Consider the following 19,065-nt stretch of genomic DNA (forward strand, 5'->3'; position numbering starts at 1 on the left):
GGTTTGTAAATTCTTTCCCATTGTCTACTGTCAATGATTTAAACGTTCCAAGTGGATGGTCACTAATTAATTCCTTGATTGTGCCATTCATTGATGCAGCTGTTCGGTCTATAATCGGGATTAAAAAATATTTACGTGACCGGCGACAGATGAAGGTTGCAACACAATTTTTGGTAAGCCTTGCGGGGCGCAACGACCGTATCCCCTTCTAAATCGCCATTTCTACCGCGATTATCGATGATTTTAGGCCTTAGATGAATACTTATCCCTATGTTTGTTTTTCCGCGCCTTTCTTCTCCTTTTTTACGTTTCCTCTTACAAATCAAATCTTTAGTCATTACATCGATCAATTCGTTGTCGATTCAGTTGTAGATAGTCTTAAATGATAATTTTCCTTGATAATTCCTGCCAATAATAATTTCTGGAGACCATTTTAACTTGATGTGCTTTTCAATTTCAGCTTTTATGTCTTCCGTCAATTTGGTTTTCCTGCCACGTTTTTTCAAAAGTTCTTCGGATGTTTGCTGCGCTAGATCATGGTCGTAATTTTCTTTACCACCACAACGTTTTATTTCTCGTGTTATTGTAGAAGCAGCAACGTTGATTTTTTTTGCAATTTGTCGTGCAGATATTTTGACCTTAAGAAGAATTGAAATCTGACTTCGTGTGGATATGTTAAGATTATTAAAACCCATAAGAGTACCTCTGTTATTGTTTACATTTATCAATAACATTTTACAGAAACTCTTATGGGTTTTCTAATTTTTAGTGTTGCATTTATTATTACAATCTACCATACCTTAATTTTTTTTATTTTTTATAAATGTATATTCCAAAATTATCTGCGAATAATTTCGATTAAAGAAAATGGAGTAAAAATTATTTTACTTCTTTGATATTTGCGGCATTGTTTGCTTGGGTATATTTTTCTTCGGACTTTTTAGTTTAGAAATCTGGTGACATAAATATATTAGATAAGCGTTTTATTTTATAATTTATTCAATTTACATAAACTATAGGTTCAATATGAAAAAACAAAACAAAAATTTGAATTCGACAAATTTAACAGAAAACAAAAATAATAAATATTCCTGAGATCTTGATGCTATTTTAGAAGGCGGGACTTTAGAAGATTTATATCAAAAATGGTTAAAAGCAAAAGACTCTTTATTGAATGTTTATAATAATGGCGCTTTCGCTTTCAAAGAAGATTCTTTTGCAGCATATTTGAAAGCAGATAAAACTTTAAAATTATTGACTAACCGCTTGATTAACTATATTTTCAATAATTTAAATGAAGATATTACAAATCCGGTATGGGCAGGATGACAGCAAAAATTTATGTTTGAAGTTAATCAATTACAACAAGCTATGTCTCAATTAAGCAAAGTGATTGTGAAAAATAAAGATAACATTAAAAAATATTTAGCTCTACCTAAATATAAAAACTATCAACGTGAATTTGATTTGGTTTTTAGAACTGAACCACACATATTAAAAGAAGATGAAGAACAATTGATGGCTAAGTTATCTTTAACTAACGAAACATCAGAAGATATTTTTAATACTTTAACACGCTCAGAAATCAAATTTCAAGATGCAATTAGTTCAACTGGGAAAAAATACCCAATTAAAACAATGTCTGATGTTGCACCATTGTTGAAGTCTAAAGATCGGAAGTTAAGAAAATCTGCTTGATTATCTGAATTCGGTGCTTTCTATAATTTTAGAAACACTCTTTCAAAAACTTTGTATTATGCTTATTTAAAATACAACACTTTAGCAAAAGTAAGAAATTATAAAAATTATGTTTCTCAAACAGCTTTTGATGATGAAATAAATGAAGAATTTATTAGTTTTATTTATGAGCAAGTAGCAGCTTTTGCACCGATTGTTAAAAAATATAATTCATTAAGGAATGCAGTGCTACGCAAAAAACTAAACACTAAGAATATATACCCCTGAGATTTACAAATACCTCTTTTTAATCAGAATACTAAATATTCAATTGAAGAAGCTAAAAAAATAGCGCTAGCCGCTTTGAAGCCTATGGGTGAAGAATATCAAAAAGTTGTTAAACAAGCTTTTGGTGAAAGATGAGTTTCTTGGTTATCTAAACCAGGAAAACAAACTGGAGCTTACTCTATCGGTAATGCTGAAGGTTTACAAAAATATTATATTTCGATGAACTTTGATACCACATTAAGGTCGGTTTATACAATCATTCATGAATTAGGTCATTCAATGCATACGTGATCATTATTAAATTATCAAAAAATTTATACAGATGTTTCTATTTTCTATGCAGAAGTAGCTTCAATTGCTAATGAAATGCTGTTAAATTATCATTTATTAAAAGAGTTTAAAAATGATTCTAAAATGAAAATTTCAATTCTCATGGAAATGATTAATAATTTCTTTGCCACAACTACCCGCCAAATTATGTTTAGTAATTTCGAATATATTGCTAATGAAAAAATTAATAGTGGTCAACAATTTAGCAGTGAAGTAGCTTATGATATCTATGCAACAATGCACGAAAAATATCTTGGCTTTTCTAAAAGCGCGGTTAAGAGGCTTAAAACTTCTACCTATGGCAAAAAAAGTTTAGCAGTAATTCTTGCAGTTCCGCATTTTTACTCAGGTATTTTTTATGTTTACAAATATGCGGTTGGTCAGGTGGCATCAATTATTGCATGTAAGCGAATTATTGAAAAACAGCCACAGGCTTTAGAAAATTTTTACAAATTTTTACGATCTGGTAATTCATTGTCTCCGTTAGAAACAATTAAATTGCTAGGCATCGATTTGACAAAACCTCAAGCTTGACACGAAGCACTTGCAATAGTGTCTGAATGAGTCGATCAATTAAAACAAGAATTAAACAAGATAAAATTTTAAATTTAAATATATTAGAAGAATGTTCAGGGAGGTGTCCTTGAATATTTTTTAATTCCAAATTTTTATCTGCCAACGGATTAGTTAGGATTTTATTTTGTCTTGATTTATTTCAATTTATAATTTCTGTAATTTTAAAAAAGGAGTTTATCGTGCCAACAGTAATTCGTAAAGGGTACACGTTTGATGATTTATTGCTTGTTCCTCAAGCATCAAATATTTTACCGAAAGATGTTGTTTTGAAAACTAAGATAGCTGACTCAATTAATTTAAATATTCCAGTTATGTCAGCTGCGATGGATACGGTAACCGATCACAAGATGGCAATTGCAATGGCAGACTTGGGTGGTCTTGGCATCATCCATAAAAACCTGAGTTTAGTTGAACAGGCCCAGGAAGTTGTTTTGGTAAAACAAACTGCTGTGGATTTATCTCTCAACCCACTAGCAGCACTAGATTCAAAAAACAAATTATTAGTAGGTGCAGCTGTTGGAATTGCTAACGATACTTTAAGCCGTGTCGCTACTTTGGTTAAATATGGAGTTGATGTTATTTGCTTAGACACCGCACACGGGCACAGCAAATACGTTATTGAAGTTTTAAGAAAAATTAAAAAGAACTTTAAATTGCCCGTTATAGCCGGAAATATTGCTACAGCAAAAGCAGCTGCTGATTTAATAGCTCAAGGAGCTGACTGTTTAAAAGTTGGAATTGGTCCAGGTTCAATTTGCACGACTCGAATAGTTAGTGGTGTGGGGGTTCCTCAATTGACTGCAATTATGGATGTAACAAATGTAGCTGCTAAGCATAATATTCCTGTTATTGCAGATGGGGGAATAAAACAATCAGGAGATATTACTAAAGCTTTAGCTGCAGGGGCTCAGGCAGTAATGCTTGGATCATTACTAGCAGGAACAGATGAAGCTCCAGGCGAATTGGTCGAATTCGAAAATCGATTGTATAAAACATATCGTGGAATGGGAAGTGCAGCTGCTATGGCCGCTGGTTCGAGCGATCGCTATTTTCAAAAAGATGCAATGAAATATGTTCCCGAAGGGATTGAAGGGTTTAAAGAAGCTATCGGCCCTTTGTCTGAAGTGTTATTTAAATTAGTTGGCGGATTACGTAGCGGAATGGCTTATTGTGGAGCTAGAACAATTAGTGAACTACATCATAATAGTGAATTCATTGAACAATCCGCCGCTGGTTTATATGAATCTTTACCGCATGATGTTATTCCTGCAAAGTAAAATTGAATTAATTTTTATAACTTTGTTTTGAAATTTTAAAAAAATTTAAACCCAAATAATAATTAGAAAATTAAAATAGATTAATCTAAAATGTAAGTTGCTGATGATTTCAGTGATTTGCAGTACTAAAAGAAATAGGAATCCAAAGATGAAAAACAATATTAATCCGCAAAAATTTATTGACCAAGTTGTCGAATTAATTCGTGCTGAAGTAAAAGATAAACATGTTATTTGTGCAATTAGTGGTGGGGTTGATTCAACGGTCTCAGCTACATTAGTTCAAAGAGCAATTGGTAACCAACTACATTGCGTTTTTGTTGACCACGGTTTATTAAGACACAACGAAGTGTTTGAAGTTTTAGACAGTCTACGTAATAAATTAGGTTTAAACATTTGACACGTTGATGCGAAGAACTTGTTTTTAGATCGTTTAAAAGGAATTGTGGATCCTGAAGAAAAACGTCACGTAATTGGCAAAACTTTTATTGACGTTTTTGTTCAAGCTGCTAAAGATTTAAATATCGACTTCCCTTATTTAGTTCAAGGAACAATCTATCCAGATATTCTTGAATCTAAAAATAATGAAAAGACAGTTAAATCACATCACAACGTTGGCGGATTACCGGAAAACTTTGATGCAGTTTTAATTGAACCACTACGTGATTTGTATAAAGAAGATGTTCGTGAACTAGCTAAAGCATTAGGATTACCACAACACTTTATCCAACGTCAACCATTCCCGGGCCCAGGATTAGGAGTACGGGTGATTGGTGAAGTTACTGAAAAGAAATTAGAAATTTTAAGAAAAGCTGATTATATTTTTAGATCTGCAATGGAGCAAACAGGGCTTGCTGCTGGAGCTTTCCAATATTTTGCAATTTTGCCAGAAACATTCACTACTGGAGTTCGTGAAGGAGAACGTTTATACGGCCATACAATTGCGTTACGGGCAATTCATTCTAAAGATGCAGTAACAGCTGAATATATTCCTTTACCACATAAATTTTTGAAAAATGTTAGTGAACAAATTTGTTTACAAATTCCAGAAGTTAATCGGGTTGTTTATGACATTACTGATAAGCCTGCAGGCACTATTGAATGAGAATAGTAAGTTACTTTAATTAAATTGTTGATGTCGCACTTTCATAGTGCATTAGATTAATAAACTTTAAAAATGAAAAAGATAATTGTTGTTGGAGCAGGTCATGCAGGGCTCGAAGCTGCTTTTAGTTGTGCACGATTAAAGTGCAAAGTATTTCTTATTGTCTTAAATGCGAATTCTGTCGGAAATTGTCCTTGCAACCCGTCTGTAGGCGGTCCTGCCAAAGGGATTGTTACTCGTGAAATTGATGCTTTGGGTGGAATGCAAGCAAAAGCTGCTGATGCGTGTCGCTTGCAAATGAAATTGCTAAACAGTTCTAAAGGTCCAGGCGTCCAAGCTTTACGTGCGCAAATTGATAAAAAACAATATCATTCATGGTTTTTAAAAAAATTAAAAGAAACTAAAAATATCACCCTGATTGAGGATGAAGTAATTGATTTAATTGTTAAAAATAAGATAATCAAAGGAGTTGTTTTAAAAAAACAACAAGACTTATTGGCTGATGCAGTTATTTTAACAACTGGCACTTATTTAGAATCGTCGACGCATCAAGGTAAAAGTGTCCATAACGAAGGTCCAGATGGTTACATCAATAGCCAAGGTTTATCCCACAATTTAAAAAAATTAGGTTTTAAATTATTGCGTTTAAAAACAGGCACACCACCACGGATTGCTAAGGATTCAATTGATTACTCACAAACAGCATTAGAGCCAGGAACTCCTGGCGATTTTGCTTTTAGTTTTAGTACAAAGAAATTCATTCCTTTAAAAAAACAATTACCTTGTTATTTAATTCATACAAATAAAAAAACCCACGATATTATTTTGGAAAATATTTCTGCATCAGCTGTTTATGGGGGTCAGATTAAAGGGGTTGGACCTCGTTATTGTCCAAGTATTGAAGATAAAGTAATGCGTTTTAGTGACAAACCTAGACACCAGATTTTTTTAGAACCTGAATCATTAGATCTCAATACTATTTATTTAGGGGGATTTTCCACCTCTTTTGAAGTAGCAATTCAAGATAAAATTATTCGGACTTTACCCGGGCTTAAAAATTGTAAAGTAGTTAAGTACGGTTATGCCATTCAGTATGATGCAATCGATCCTATTCAGCTGTTTCCCACCCTTGAAACCAAACTTGTAAAGAATTTGTATTCGGCCGGTCAAATTAATGGTACTAGCGGTTACGAAGAAGCTGCAGGTCAGGGGTTGATGGCAGGAATCAATGCAGTTTTAAAATTAAATAAGAAAAAACCGTTAATTTTAAAACGTGACGAAGCTTATATTGGGGTGATGATTGATGATATTGTTACAAAGGGAGTAAGTGATCCTTATCGTCTATTGACTTCCCGTGCTGAGCACCGTCTTTTGTTACGCAATGATAATGCACAGCAAAGGTTAATTAAACACGCCAAAAGAATTGGCATGATTTCAAAGAAAGTTTATGATGATTTTTTGAAATCTGAAATTTTGATCAAAAAGGTTATTAAATTTTTAAAAGATAAGAAAATTGGTCAATACTTGCCTTTGCGCAAATTAACAAACAATACTAACCTAACTTTGCATCATTATTTGAGCCGTCCCGAAGTTAAGCTAGTTGATTTGTTAAAATTGATTGGTGTGCATTTTAAAGGTTTAAGAGATTCACAATTATTACAAATTGAGATTCAAGTAAAATATGAAGGATACATCAAAAACTATTTGAAGAACTTAAAAAAGATTGGCGACTTAAGTAATTTTGATTTACCTTCTGATTGTGATTATCACTTAATTCCGAATTTGTCTAATGAAGCGCAAGATAAATTAAATTTGATTAAACCTTTGAATTTAGCTCAGGCAAGTCGTATCAGTGGAATTAATTTTCCTGATTTAGTAGCTGTCAAAAATTATTTTAGAAATAAGAGAAAGCCTTATGAACAATAAAGAATACTTATTAAATAAATATGTCAGTTGCGTTCATGAATTCAATCAACGTTTTAATTTAACTGGATTTAAAAATGAAATTGACATCAAATCTGGTTTAGTAGATGAAGTTGTTCAATTAATTCCATTTCTTAGTTTGCCTAACGCTGAAAAATTCTCTTTAATTGATGTTGGTTCAGGTTCTGGATCTCCAGGTATTGTTTTGGCAATACATTTCCCACTGGCAAACTTTTTTTTAATTGAACCAAACCAAAAAAAAGCAACGTTTTTGCAAATTTTGGTTACCGAATTACAATTAAAAAACGTTTTTGTTAAGTCTGAAAGAGCCGAGTCTTTGAATTCGATTTTATACCGTGAGAAATTTGATTATGGATTGAGTCGTGCTGTGGCTTCAATAAAAATTATGAATGAATTGATATGTCAATGAATTAAAGTAAACGGAAAAATTATTCATTTAAAATCATTAAATTATTTAGTCGAAGTCAATGAAGCCAAAAATGAATTAAAGAGCTTAGGTCTGAAATATCTGGAAACAAAAAAAACTATGAATCAAACTAAAACTTTTAATAATATAATTTATCAAAAGATACAGCACACTCCCACGCGGTATCCACGCCCATGAAAACAAATAATTAGCAAGGTAAATTACGATGCTTAAAGTTGGGATTATATCGCCTCAATCTAAAATAGGAAAAACCACTTGTGGTATCGGTTTAGCCGATGCTTGAGTTGGTTTTGGGCAAAATGTGTTGTTTTTAAATTTTGATGTGGAAAATGAAACTGAATTATCTCCTTTGATAGATGCACCTTCTTTTACACAATATATTAATAAGAAAGTTTCACTTTCCAAAATCATCGAGAAAATTCACGCTTTAAATTTTGATTTAATAAGTTTTTATGAATCTGATCACGAATGATTTAAAAAAGTTCAATTTAAAGGGATTGAAACAATATTTGGCAGTTTGTTAAACGAATTAGAAAAAAATAAAAAATATGATTATTGTGTTTTGGATTTAAACCCAAAAGCCGTATCCATTAATGAAGCTTTGTTTAAAATGATTGATTTTTTAATTATTCCAATTCATGTAGCTTCATATGATTTAAAGGTTGCAACAGCTTTAAGCCGTTATTGTAAAGCGATTGAAGCGGTTCCTACATTAGTAGACAAACGGTTCCGTTTATTGACTACAATGTATGATCCCAAATCTATTTCTCAAAATAAAATGTTGTCACAAATTCAAATTGGGTTTAAAGAAGTTTTATTAACTAAGCATATTCCTATTTTTCATGAAAGAACTTTAGAAATTATCGAAAATAAACGTAAAAGCAATTTGTTTTCTATCATAAAAGAACTTCGTCCAATATTTAACAATATAGCTTTAGAATTAAAAAAGGTGATTAAGCCAATTAAACGGGAAGCTTCTCCCCCACCGGTTATAAAGACTAAGCAAATTGAATAACTATTTTCATAGTTTTTGTGAATAAGTCAAAGGCTTTTTCAATGTCTTTTTTCTTTATTAAAGTATGCTAAAAACTCTTTAAATGAAAAAGGATAAACTTGGATACTCATATGTCTACCTGTAAAATCACTATTCAAAAGAAAAGCATTAGAGTCAGTAAGATAGATATCAAATTTTTGTGACGAGTGTAAATCGTTGATAGCAATTTCAAACTTCTCACACATTTGAATTTCGTCTATAAAAACATAATTGTTTTTATGTTCTATATAGATAGAACATATATATGCGTTCAAAGATTGATAATTTTTTAGGTGTCGTTTTCAATATTGGAAAAAAATCGATATAAATAACGTTTGCTTTTTTTATCTGAGTTTGCAGATATTTTATATATTCACGTAGCAAAAATGATTTACCACTGCGTCTGATTCCTGTAATAATTTTAATATCTGGAGTAAGTTGGTATGAGATTAACTCATACAATTAAGATTTTCGGAATAACTATTAATTTTCTTTGTAAATTTGTCTTTTTAAAAGGATCTATTAAAAAGTAAAAGAGGTCTTACATATTTCAGCACTTAACAAACTCCAGATTATTAATTCAATCTTGATTTTACAAAAATCGCGTAAGGATTCTATTTGTCAAAATTTGACTCTGTTACTTATTTCTTTTATGAAAATCAGATGATTGTTTTTAAACGTTTATATTTATATATTGATAAAATTAATAAACTGATTACAAATAGATTCTAGTCTGAGACTAGCAGGTAAATAATGGAAAACCAAGAAAATAAGAAGCCTCGATCTTTATCTGATGTCACTAAATTCGTATTAGATGATGATCCAGAAAAAAAAGATTCAGCTAAAATAACTAAAAAAGTTAAAAAACTTGTAGTTAATAAAACAGTTTCACAAGTAGATAAAGTAACGCATAATTCGCGCTTCGTATTTCGTCCTGGAAAAGGGTGAAACGAAACTTATAGTATCGATCCAGCAACAGATAACGCTTCTCATGCGGGAGAAGAATTTACAACTCAAGAGTTAGAAGAAAAATTTGGGACTCAAGATGAAGAAGAACAAAACTCAATAAACAGAGTTGAAAGTCAATCAGTTGTTAGTGACGAAAATAAAACTGAGTCATATGATTCTTCTAATGAAGACAAGCGGGACCATAATCAACATGACTTATCTATAGACTCGCTTAAAAATTTGGATTTAAGTCAGATTGGTACAGAAGTGTCAAATAGCACGACAGTAAAAATAGATCCTTTTGAGCCTTCATTGAATGATTCAAATAATAATGATAATTTAGATAATAATATTATTTTAGATCAAACTATAAATGATTCTAATGATCAAATTATTACTTCTAAAATTAAAACAACTAAAGTAAAAAACAAGAAAAAAATAAACAAAGAAATTAAAAAATCTAAAAAGAGTTTAAAAACACAAAAAGTAAAAGTTTCTGATGAAACAAAACATCAAGAAGACAATTCACCTTTACCCGGTTCAGGTGATTTAACTAAAGCAAAAAAAGAGCTTAATCATGAAGTAAAGCAAAACGAAGTTATTATTGGGGCTCATGTCCTTACTAAAGAATTAGAATCACAAAGTTCAGTTGCAATCGATAAGATAACTATTTTAGTAGATGCTGAAAAGCAATCTCAAAAAATTCAAGAACTTCGTGAAGAAGCTTCATCTGAAGGCGAATTGAAATTAAAAGCTCCCAAAAATATTAAAGAACCAAAAGAAATTTCAGTTAAATTTCGACCTCCGGGACAAATTCATAAAAATACTAAATTTGAAGTTACTAAGCCGATAACTCAAAGTTTGATTAAAGATTCAAAAGAAATACTGGTTGATGATCTAATTGAAACTAAAGAATTAAGTTTTGCAATGCTTTCAAATAGTGAACCACAAAACTTAATTACTCAGGATAATGAAGACCTTCAAAAACCGGTTCTTAATGAATTGTCTGCGCCTTCTGATGACGTAGTTTTGCCGATTACTAAGCAAGTTTATCCACAATATTCAGTTGCTAACCTAGAACCTTTGGAAATTGATTTAAAGTCTTATGAAAAAAGTAACTTAAATAGTTTGAAGAATATTGAACACGAGCAACTTGAATTAATTCGCAGAAAATATAATTCAACTATTCAAATTAGAGAGATTGTTAATTCTCATTCAGAATATAATGCCAAGAATTCTTATTTAATAAAAGTTTTACTTAAAGATCAAAATCGAAAGCAAAAATTGATACAAGAAGTTCTCAAGGATACAAATATTGATCCTGTATTGGATTCTTTACGTCACCAATTAGGTAAATTAAGTGTTTATATTGGAAACCTTCGAACAAAAATAAGCGACATTGAATTTGACCTGAATTTGCAGAATATTGATTTTGATTTAGGATGTCAAGCAATTCAACAATATGAGTTTAAGATTGTTGTAGCACAAAATATTCTTTCTAAATTACACGATCAGATTTTAAACAACAATCTAAAAGAACCAAAAAAAATTGGAAAAAAATAATTCGTTATTTATCTTTTATTTTCGATTTTCACTTAAGTTTGTTTTAGGATAGTAAATTTGAAAAATTTTTGATTTGAATGAGTTAAATTCTTTTTCAATCTCAAAAAATTATTTGCTTTTTTTAAAAAATATAATATACTTACACCATAAAATTATGAAACTTAGAAATTTATTTTGTAGCAAAACGGAAAAATCAATTAATGTCAAATCAAATTGACATATGATTTCATCTGTAAACGCGATTGCCATTGAGTATATGGCACGGCCGTTCTACAACAATAACTTCTAAACTCTTTCTTACTATAAGCGGAGTTGAAGAAGATTCAACCCGCTTTAATTCTTATTCTCTTTATATTAGTTTTTTATAAGTGGTGCGAACCTTCTTCATGATAGTTCTTAATTTTATTTATTTAAATTAATCATTTAAAGGAAAAAGACCATGGAAAAATATAAAGTAGTCGAACAAAAAAAGTCCAAAAGCGAGTTTTTGGGGTTATCTAGTGTTTCATTAGCTCCAAATTATGTTTCTGTTCCAAGCTATATTTCCGTAACTAGTTTCTTAGTGTCTACACTAGAAAAAAAACGCTAAAGTAATGATTATTAAAAATTACTTTACGAAGTTAACAATTTAGCAAAAGTTAGCAGTATCTGTTTTAGTAGATTTTTGCACTTCTTGAGAAAGGCATTTCTCAGTTGCAAAGACTGACTAAGCTAAAATGCCTAGCTTATTGTTGTTAACATTTTTCTAAAGGAAATCTGTTGAGTTATAAGTTATGGTTGTTGTTTGATATAGAAAGTAATTTGCGTTGGATTTCAAAGATCTTCATGTTTTAATCACATTATGTATTTAATGAGAAAAAAGCGTTCATAAATTTTATAAATCTGTAACAGTAAGAATCTAGAAATTTTCCCAAATGAATTTAAATAAAAATCCTTCTGCTTGTGAAAGCTGTGAAGGATTTTTTGTTGTTATTTGTTTTTTTGCTGTATTAGTATCATAATTTTCAAATTTTTTAAAGACATATTTAATTTAGTTGATTCAAGATTTTTTTAACGTTCAATATCTTAACTAAAGGCTATTGTTGTTTAAACCATAAAAATATATTGGTGTTTTAATTTTTATAACTTTTGATTAAGTTAAAATATATAACAACATTTTCTAAATATACGGACTGAAGAGGCAAAACAATGGCAGCAGATTGACTATGATTAAAAAACCGTTTAGTATCAGCTAAAACTAAATCGAATAGCTTTTGGCTACCTAGTTTATCTTCAACAGTTTTAGATATTGGAGAATTACTTAAAATTGCTTCTAACATTCGTGACCACTCTTTAAATGGTATCATGGACTTTTTAGGTAATAACGAATACGTAGAAATAGATTTGAAGCGTTTAAGAGATATTCCTGAACCTGAAAGTTTAAGAAGGTTTGGAACAACCGATGATCTTTATAAGATTTTTCAAAACGATTTTGCTAAATTACATAAACAAATCAAAAGACAAGCTCGGGAATTGGGAGATGCGGGTGTTTTTATTGGTCTGCCTATAATTGAAGGTCGGAATGAATTTGGTGATTATTTCCGAGCGCCATTATTATATGTGCAAGTGGAACTTGAACCAATTAATAGATATCAAAAAATAATTTTGCATATTAATCGAACAGAATATATCTTAAATCCGACCATCTTAGGAGTTGAAGTTAATAAAAAAGGTGTTTTGTTTAAAAACCAATATGATTCTAAAAAACTGGATTTGATTGAAGCTTTAAATGCTTTTAAAGAACTTGACATTTATTTTAAGGCTCCACTAACAAATGAAGTGGTTCCCTTTGTTAAAAAAATGAAAAGCGATTTTACTGAAAGCGCTAAGGGTTTAAATATTAATCTTTTAACAAATAACGTTTTACTAGGGTTGTTTGAAGTTAAAGGCGATCGTTTATTCCAAGACTTTACTACCATGATGAGTAACGATCCGGAAGCAATTGATGATATTCTATCTAGTAAGAAAGATTTAATTTTTAATCATAAGGAATTCTTTGACAATTTTGATTTGAGTCAAATTTATTTGTTTAGTCAATTAGATATTTATCAACAACTAGCAGTTAAACACGCTTTAATTGGAGATATTGTTGTTGAAGGACCTCCAGGCACTGGGAAATCTGAAACCATTTTAAATATTCTAGCGAATATCGTTTTAAATGGTAAAACTGCCTTATTTGTAAGTGAAAAGGCTACTGCTATGGAAGTAGTTTATAACCGAATGGGTAATTTACGTCATATGGCAATGTATGTTCCAGGTTTAACTGAGGACAAAAAACGTTTTTATCGACAGTTTGCTGATTTTGAACAATACTTTAGCGATAACTACAGTAGTCAATTAGTAAATACTGCTCCTGCTAATTTTAAAAATAATTTAGTTCCAAGTTTTTATTCACTTGCTAAAGAAATTGACGGAATCTATACTCAAGAAATTAATACAGGTACTGATTCATATATTTTTAGAGATATCTTATTAAATTTCAAATTGATTGATGTTAGTTATATTAAATTAGATGATGTTTCACGATTTGACGAATGACTTGTAGTGTTTACTAATCAAAGTTGATTGGAACAACACCAAGCCTTTAGTGAATTGAAAAATCAACTTGCAAATTCTTGAGGAACAGAAACTTTTGAAGCTTTTTATGAATTGTGGAAGAAAGAGCCTGACAATAAACGACGCTTCCTTTCAATCATCCGCAATTATTACAAAAGAAAAATCATTGGTGTTCCAAAACTTGCGAATCCCTTTGCGAAAGTTACTTCAAAAGAAGAAAGAACATATGATCTTTTACAATTGCAATTTAAAAGATATGAGAATTTACAAAAATATTCTAGTAAATCTAAATATGAAGTTATTAAACGCAATCTTGATAATAATGTTTTAGATCACAAACGTGACATTTTTTATTCTTGATTTATGCAAGAACAAAGTGCTCCAATTGTGGCCCGTATTAATGAATTGCAAAATAAATTTAAAACTTTTAAAGACTTGTTTGTTCAAAGTGTAAATGAATATATAGAAGCTTCCAAACGAAATTTGAAATCCAAAATTATTAAAAACTTTTTATCAGTATATGAAACAGATAAAAAACAATTATTAGAAATTTGTCGTCAGGGACGCAATCCAAATCCTAAAGAAATTCCGTGATGGTTTAATATGAATCGAGATATTATCAATCGGCTATATCCTATTCATATTATGTCTTTTGAAAGTGCATCCATTTTGTTGGAAAACAAACGAGATTTATATGATTATGTCGTAATTGATGAAGCAAGTCAAGTTTTTTTAGAGCGGGCTTTACCTGCACTTTACCGAGGTAATAAATACATTATTGCCGGTGATACCAAACAACTTCATCCTTCAAGTTTTTTCCAATCACGAGCCAATTATGATGATGATGCTTTTGTGGAAATTAATAATGATAGTGCAATCGAAACTGATGAAGCAGTTAATGCTACTAGTTTAATTCATTTCTTAAAAGAACGGGCTCGATTAAGCAGTATGTTAAAGTACCATTATCGTTCGGATTTTAGTAGTTTGATTGCTTTTACAAATAGCCATATTTATGAAAACGAATTAATTTTTATGAATAAAGCCATTAAACCTTCCCAAACTTTTATGGTTCATGAAGTCCTTAACGGAAAATGACAAAACAACAGAAATGCAGAAGAGGCTCAAGAAGTTGTTAAACGATTGCAAAAACTAGTATTGACTGATGATTATCAAAAAACAATTGGAATTATCACCTTCAATAAAACCCAGGCCGATTTTATTGAAACATTATTAGATAAAGTTAATGACCCTTTAATTAATGAATGACGCGAACGGATGTCTGAAAACGGTGAGTATATTGGGCTATTTGTTAAAAATGTAGAAAACGTTCAAGGAGACGAAAGAGATATCATCATCTTTTCATTAGGTTATGATAAAACTGTAAATAATTATGGGCCGATAAGCAAAGAAGAAGGCGCCAACCGTTTGAACGTTGCAATTACTAGGGCTAAGCACCGAATTGAGTTATTTAAAACTAATCAAGCAAGAGAATACAATGGATGATCAAGTAATTCTCCAGGGGCCAGATTGTTAGTAGAATATCTTGATTATTGTGAACAACAAGCTAGCCCGCTTGCACCAAAAATTAAAGCAGTAACCGAAAATAGTCACCCTAATGGAAACCTTAATCCCACAGCTAGTTCAAGAATTTCACAAGAAGTTTGAGAACAACTGAAAACTATTTTTGGGCAGTACTTTGAATTACGTAAAAATGTGATTGAAGGGACATATTTCTTTGATGTCGTCTTTTATAAAGATGGTGTGCCAGTTTTAGCTATAGATATTGATTTACCTGAAATCAATGGGTTAGGTGAGTTCTACGAAAAAATGATTTATAAGAACATCTTTTTGGAAAAACGAGGTTGGAAATATTTCCGAATCTGAACTTCTTCTTGACGATTATCACGAAAGAAAGTTTTGTTAAAAATTAAAGAAATTCTTGAAAATAAAATCTAAGCATTTTAAATTTTTATTGCCTTGTGAATTTCATTGTTTAATGGAGTATTGTAGTTTTTTCTAATCTAAATTTTAAAAAAAATAATAAATCGCTAAATAATAAAAATCATTTGAGATACGGTAAAGCCACTAAGTAGATTTTTTTTCAGTCTGTGTTAATTTTGTAATATTATTTTGAATAGGTAACGAGTGTAACATACATAAAGGATTTATGTTTTTTATCTGCAACAAGCTAGATAAAACAAGGCTTTTTTAGATTTTATTTTTCTGTAGACATAAGATATTTATAAAATTTTTTGGATCGAATTATAAAGATTTGCAAGTCACAGGACTTTAAAAAAAGTCAGTTTCATACTATATTAGTAGTAAATTTTTCAATTAGAAAATGTAAATTTATGTAATTAGAAAATGTATAATGATGTAATTAGAAAATGTATAATGATGTAATTAGAAAATGTAAATTAATGTAATTAGCTACTGAATAACAATTACTCTGATGGTTTGAATGATTTTTATTAGAGACATGATAGGCCTATATTTACACATCAACTGCATTAAATAATTAGGGAGCACCAATAAAACATTTTATGAAACCTCAATATCTAAAACGAACAATTGAAAAACAAATAGAAAAAAAACTTCAAATTGTGGGAGCGGTTCAGATTATTGGGCCTAAATTTTGTGGTAAAACTACTACTGCAATCCAATATAGCAATAGTTTTATTAATTTATCTGAAGGAAATAACGCTCGCCTTGCTGAAGAAGATTCATTTTTTATATTGAATGGCGAAAAACCTCGAGTGATTGATGAATGGCAAATAGTTCCGTCTTTATGAGATGATATTAGAAATTTAATAGACAAGGATTCATCGAAAGGTTCTTTTATTTTGACTGGAAGTTCAACCCCTGTTAATGTTAAACAAATATATCATTCAGGTGCTGGACGAATAGCACCTTTAAAAATGCGAACAATGTCTTTATTTGAATCTTTTGAATCGTCTGGAGTGATTTCTTTGAAAAAACTTTTTGATGAAGGATGAAAGCCTGAATATTCTCAAGAGAACAAAAATTTTAATTTGCAACAAATTGCTTTTTATATATGCCGAGGTGGTTGGCCAGAATCAGTACTTCAAAAAAATTGTGAATTAAGTTTAGATTTAACCCGAACTTATTACGATAAAATCTTAGATTTTGGAAATTTTGAGTGGCAAAAATTTCGTAAAGTTAATAAGAGTTTACTAGATCGTTTGGTCAAAAGTTACGCCAGGAATATTTCGACTTCAACCCCACTGACAACGATTTTAGAAGACGTCACACAATCTCTAGGATACGATATTAACTTGAGAACTTTAAAAAAATATGCCGATGTTTTGACAGAAACTTTTGTAGTTGAAGATTTGCCTGCTTGGAACCCAAATTATCGTTCCAAAGTTGCAATGAGAACTGTTCCAGTTCATCATTTTACTGATCCCTCAATTGCGTGTTGTGCTTTGGAATTATCTCCTAATGGCCTTTTGCAGGATTTAGAAACATTCGGATTTTTATTTGAGGATTTTGTTTTAAGAGATTTAAAAATATATACTGAAAGTATCGGTGGAAATGTTTTTCATTACCACGAAAGACGAGGTCTTGAATGTGATGCGGTCATTAATTTAAACGACGGACGATTTTGTCTTATAGAAATAAAATTGGGGAGTCTTAAAGGTGTGTCTGAAGGAATCGCATCACTTTTAAAAATTGAAAAAAGATTTTCTGGAGAAAATCGGCACAAACCGCAATTTTTAATGGTTATTACTGCAAAAGGTCCAGCATATAAAACTAGTGAAGGAGTATATGTTGTACCGATCAATTTTCTTCGTGATTAGAAGTGATTTTTAACATACGTTAAATCTAAATCTTATTTCATAATTTGTGTGCGCATATTTATCTATTGATGTTAATATGTTTAATAACATAAGAACATGATAACGCTTGATGCGTTGGGTAAGTTATGTAAAACACATAATGAGCCGTTAAACTAAAAAAGACATTTATTAAAGAGCTAGATAGCAGCCCCAAAAGTTGGATTAAAAAAATCCAACTAAAGAGGGCTACTATTCTGTTTAGATAGTAGTGAATTTAGAACTGGTACATACCTATACTAAAAATGGGAATCAACATGTTCTCGAGCAAAAATTTATTTCTAAAAAAACTGAAAAAATTAAATTTATTTCATCATGTGAGAAAAAAAGAAGATGGAATGAAAGTAAAAGTTACTGCTTTAATAATTCGTGTGTTGGAGCATGAGACAATACAAAATTGCTTTTATAGTTATTTTTTCTTTAATTTTCAAAAAGGTAATAAAATCAGTACAATAAAATTTAAAAATTACAGATTTGACTTTATTTTTAATATCAATAATTGTTGCCCATTTTCTTATCTCTTTTAGCTTTTAAAAAGTCAATATATATATATATATAAAATTCTTTTAGAAATATAAAGTATCTAAAGGAAAAATATGAAAAAAATTAATTTCAAGAAATTTAAAATTTCTAAGAAAATTTGATTCTCTGGTCTTGCTTTAGCAGCTCCAACGATTGGAATCATCGCTGGAGCTTGTGGAGCATCTAACAATAATGAAAAGCAAGATTCCACAAACTGATATACCAGCGCGCAATCTCAAAGCTACACCGCTAGCGATAAATATAAAGATCAAGATGCTGCTAGCGCACAGAGAAAATCATCACAAGAGTTTTCTCCTAAACCACCCCAAAGTGATCCTTCAAGCAGCCAACAAACTGTGTTAACAGACGCTGAACAAGCAGCTCGCGGAAAGGATTCTTTTAAACAACAATCTGATTTTTATTTCGCAACCTTTAATGATTTATCAAAAATACATTTACCTGCATTACCAGCAAATACAGCACTTTTAGATCCGTCTATGTTTGGCTCTTCTCCATCAGCAAGGCCTTCATCTATGTCAGATTTAACAAAGGTTAGTTTTAATTTCTTTTTGGTAAATTTAAATTCATTAACTGTTTCTACTGTAGGGGATGCTAAAAACGGGACTCCTGTAAATGGAACCCAAACGTCTTCTTTTGTATGGTATGACAAAAATGGAAATGAGCACACAGCAAAAACTGTAGCTACTTTTAAAGAAGGCGAAAACCCTAAATTTGATCAAAGTGATCTTCCAACAGTTAATGGTGGAATCACTATTGAGATATCAGGTTTTACTAAACCAGCACCCAATCCAAATAGTTAGTTTTCTCTTCTTTAAAGTATTTAAAAAAGTTGGCCTGCATTTTGCAAAGACCAACTTTTTTTGTTTTGATTTTATTTGGCATTTTTTCAAAATTTCGTTAAAAAA

13 protein-coding genes and 1 pseudogene are annotated in these 19,065 nt (G+C 30.6%); 11 read left to right on the forward strand and 3 right to left on the reverse strand.

What is annotated here, in order from left to right; genetic code table 4:
- Positions 1 to 131: 131 nt before the first annotated feature.
- Positions 132 to 695 (reverse strand): IS30 family transposase, encoded by a 564-nt coding sequence (locus tag T384_RS06455; RefSeq protein ID WP_169734582.1) that lies wholly within the window; start codon positions 693 to 695, stop codon positions 132 to 134.
- Positions 696 to 1,026: 331 nt separating this feature from the next.
- Between T384_RS06455 and pepF the strand changes: the two genes are divergently transcribed.
- The 6 genes from pepF to T384_RS07560 all read left to right on the forward strand — a co-directional run bounded on the left by pepF (position 1,027) and on the right by T384_RS07560 (position 8,636).
- Complete coding sequence (gene pepF / locus T384_RS0103845; RefSeq protein ID WP_052663514.1) at positions 1,027 to 2,901, forward strand: oligoendopeptidase F; 1,875 nt, start codon at positions 1,027 to 1,029, stop codon at positions 2,899 to 2,901.
- A gap of 149 nt (positions 2,902 to 3,050) precedes the next feature.
- Positions 3,051 to 4,148 carry an IMP dehydrogenase gene (guaB, locus tag T384_RS0103850; protein WP_036499133.1) on the forward strand — a complete coding sequence of 366 codons (1,098 nt, stop codon included), beginning with the start codon at positions 3,051 to 3,053 and terminating at the stop codon, positions 4,146 to 4,148.
- 148 nt (positions 4,149 to 4,296) lie between these two features.
- A complete protein-coding gene (guaA, locus tag T384_RS06460; RefSeq protein ID WP_052663516.1) occupies positions 4,297 to 5,256 on the forward strand; it encodes a glutamine-hydrolyzing GMP synthase in 960 nt (319 codons plus the stop codon).
- Between the two features lie 66 nt (positions 5,257 to 5,322).
- Positions 5,323 to 7,176: a tRNA uridine-5-carboxymethylaminomethyl(34) synthesis enzyme MnmG gene (gene mnmG / locus T384_RS0103860; protein ID WP_027119921.1), complete on the forward strand. Its 1,854-nt coding sequence runs from the start codon at positions 5,323 to 5,325 to the stop codon at positions 7,174 to 7,176.
- Positions 7,166 to 7,834, forward strand: a complete 669-nt coding sequence (rsmG, locus tag T384_RS0103865) for a 16S rRNA (guanine(527)-N(7))-methyltransferase RsmG (protein WP_027119922.1) — start codon at positions 7,166 to 7,168, stop codon at positions 7,832 to 7,834. Before mnmG ends, rsmG begins: the two co-directional genes overlap by 11 nt.
- A complete protein-coding gene (locus T384_RS07560) occupies positions 7,827 to 8,636 on the forward strand; it encodes a ParA family protein (RefSeq protein ID WP_027119923.1) in 810 nt (269 codons plus the stop codon). Before rsmG ends, T384_RS07560 begins: the two co-directional genes overlap by 8 nt.
- 80 nt (positions 8,637 to 8,716) lie before the next feature.
- On the opposite strand, the pseudogene T384_RS07640 reads toward T384_RS07560, so the two are convergent.
- Both T384_RS07640 and T384_RS07645 read right to left on the reverse strand, forming a co-directional pair.
- Positions 8,717 to 8,929: pseudogene (locus T384_RS07640) on the reverse strand (AAA family ATPase); the annotation flags it as partial.
- Positions 8,892 to 9,116: an AAA family ATPase gene (locus T384_RS07645; RefSeq protein WP_084266133.1), complete on the reverse strand. Its 225-nt coding sequence runs from the start codon at positions 9,114 to 9,116 to the stop codon at positions 8,892 to 8,894. The gene T384_RS07645 and the pseudogene T384_RS07640, both read right to left, overlap by 38 nt.
- Before the next feature lie 291 nt (positions 9,117 to 9,407).
- Here T384_RS07645 and T384_RS0103875 point away from each other — a divergent pair, with 291 nt between their 5' ends.
- The 5 genes from T384_RS0103875 (at position 9,408) to T384_RS0103900 (ending at position 18,960) form a co-directional block, all read left to right on the forward strand.
- Positions 9,408 to 11,165, forward strand: coding sequence for a hypothetical protein (locus T384_RS0103875; protein WP_027119924.1), 1,758 nt, complete (start codon positions 9,408 to 9,410; stop codon positions 11,163 to 11,165).
- Positions 11,166 to 11,604: 439 nt separating this feature from the next.
- Positions 11,605 to 11,754, forward strand: coding sequence for a hypothetical protein (locus T384_RS07280; protein ID WP_156933130.1), 150 nt, complete (start codon positions 11,605 to 11,607; stop codon positions 11,752 to 11,754).
- A gap of 599 nt (positions 11,755 to 12,353) precedes the next feature.
- Positions 12,354 to 15,716 (forward strand): AAA domain-containing protein, encoded by a 3,363-nt coding sequence (locus tag T384_RS0103885; RefSeq protein WP_027119925.1) that lies wholly within the window; start codon positions 12,354 to 12,356, stop codon positions 15,714 to 15,716.
- Between the two features lie 587 nt (positions 15,717 to 16,303).
- Positions 16,304 to 17,581, forward strand: coding sequence for an ATP-binding protein (locus T384_RS0103890; protein ID WP_027119926.1), 1,278 nt, complete (start codon positions 16,304 to 16,306; stop codon positions 17,579 to 17,581).
- A 632-nt stretch (positions 17,582 to 18,213) separates the two neighbouring features.
- A complete protein-coding gene (locus tag T384_RS0103900) occupies positions 18,214 to 18,960 on the forward strand; it encodes a hypothetical protein (RefSeq protein WP_027119928.1) in 747 nt (248 codons plus the stop codon).
- The last annotated feature ends 105 nt before the right edge of the window (positions 18,961 to 19,065 follow it).

This window comes from Mycoplasma testudinis ATCC 43263 (genome assembly GCF_000687795.1).
In the GTDB taxonomy this organism is placed as follows: Bacteria; Bacillota_I; Bacilli_A; order Mycoplasmatales; family Mycoplasmoidaceae; genus Mycoplasmoides; species Mycoplasmoides testudinis.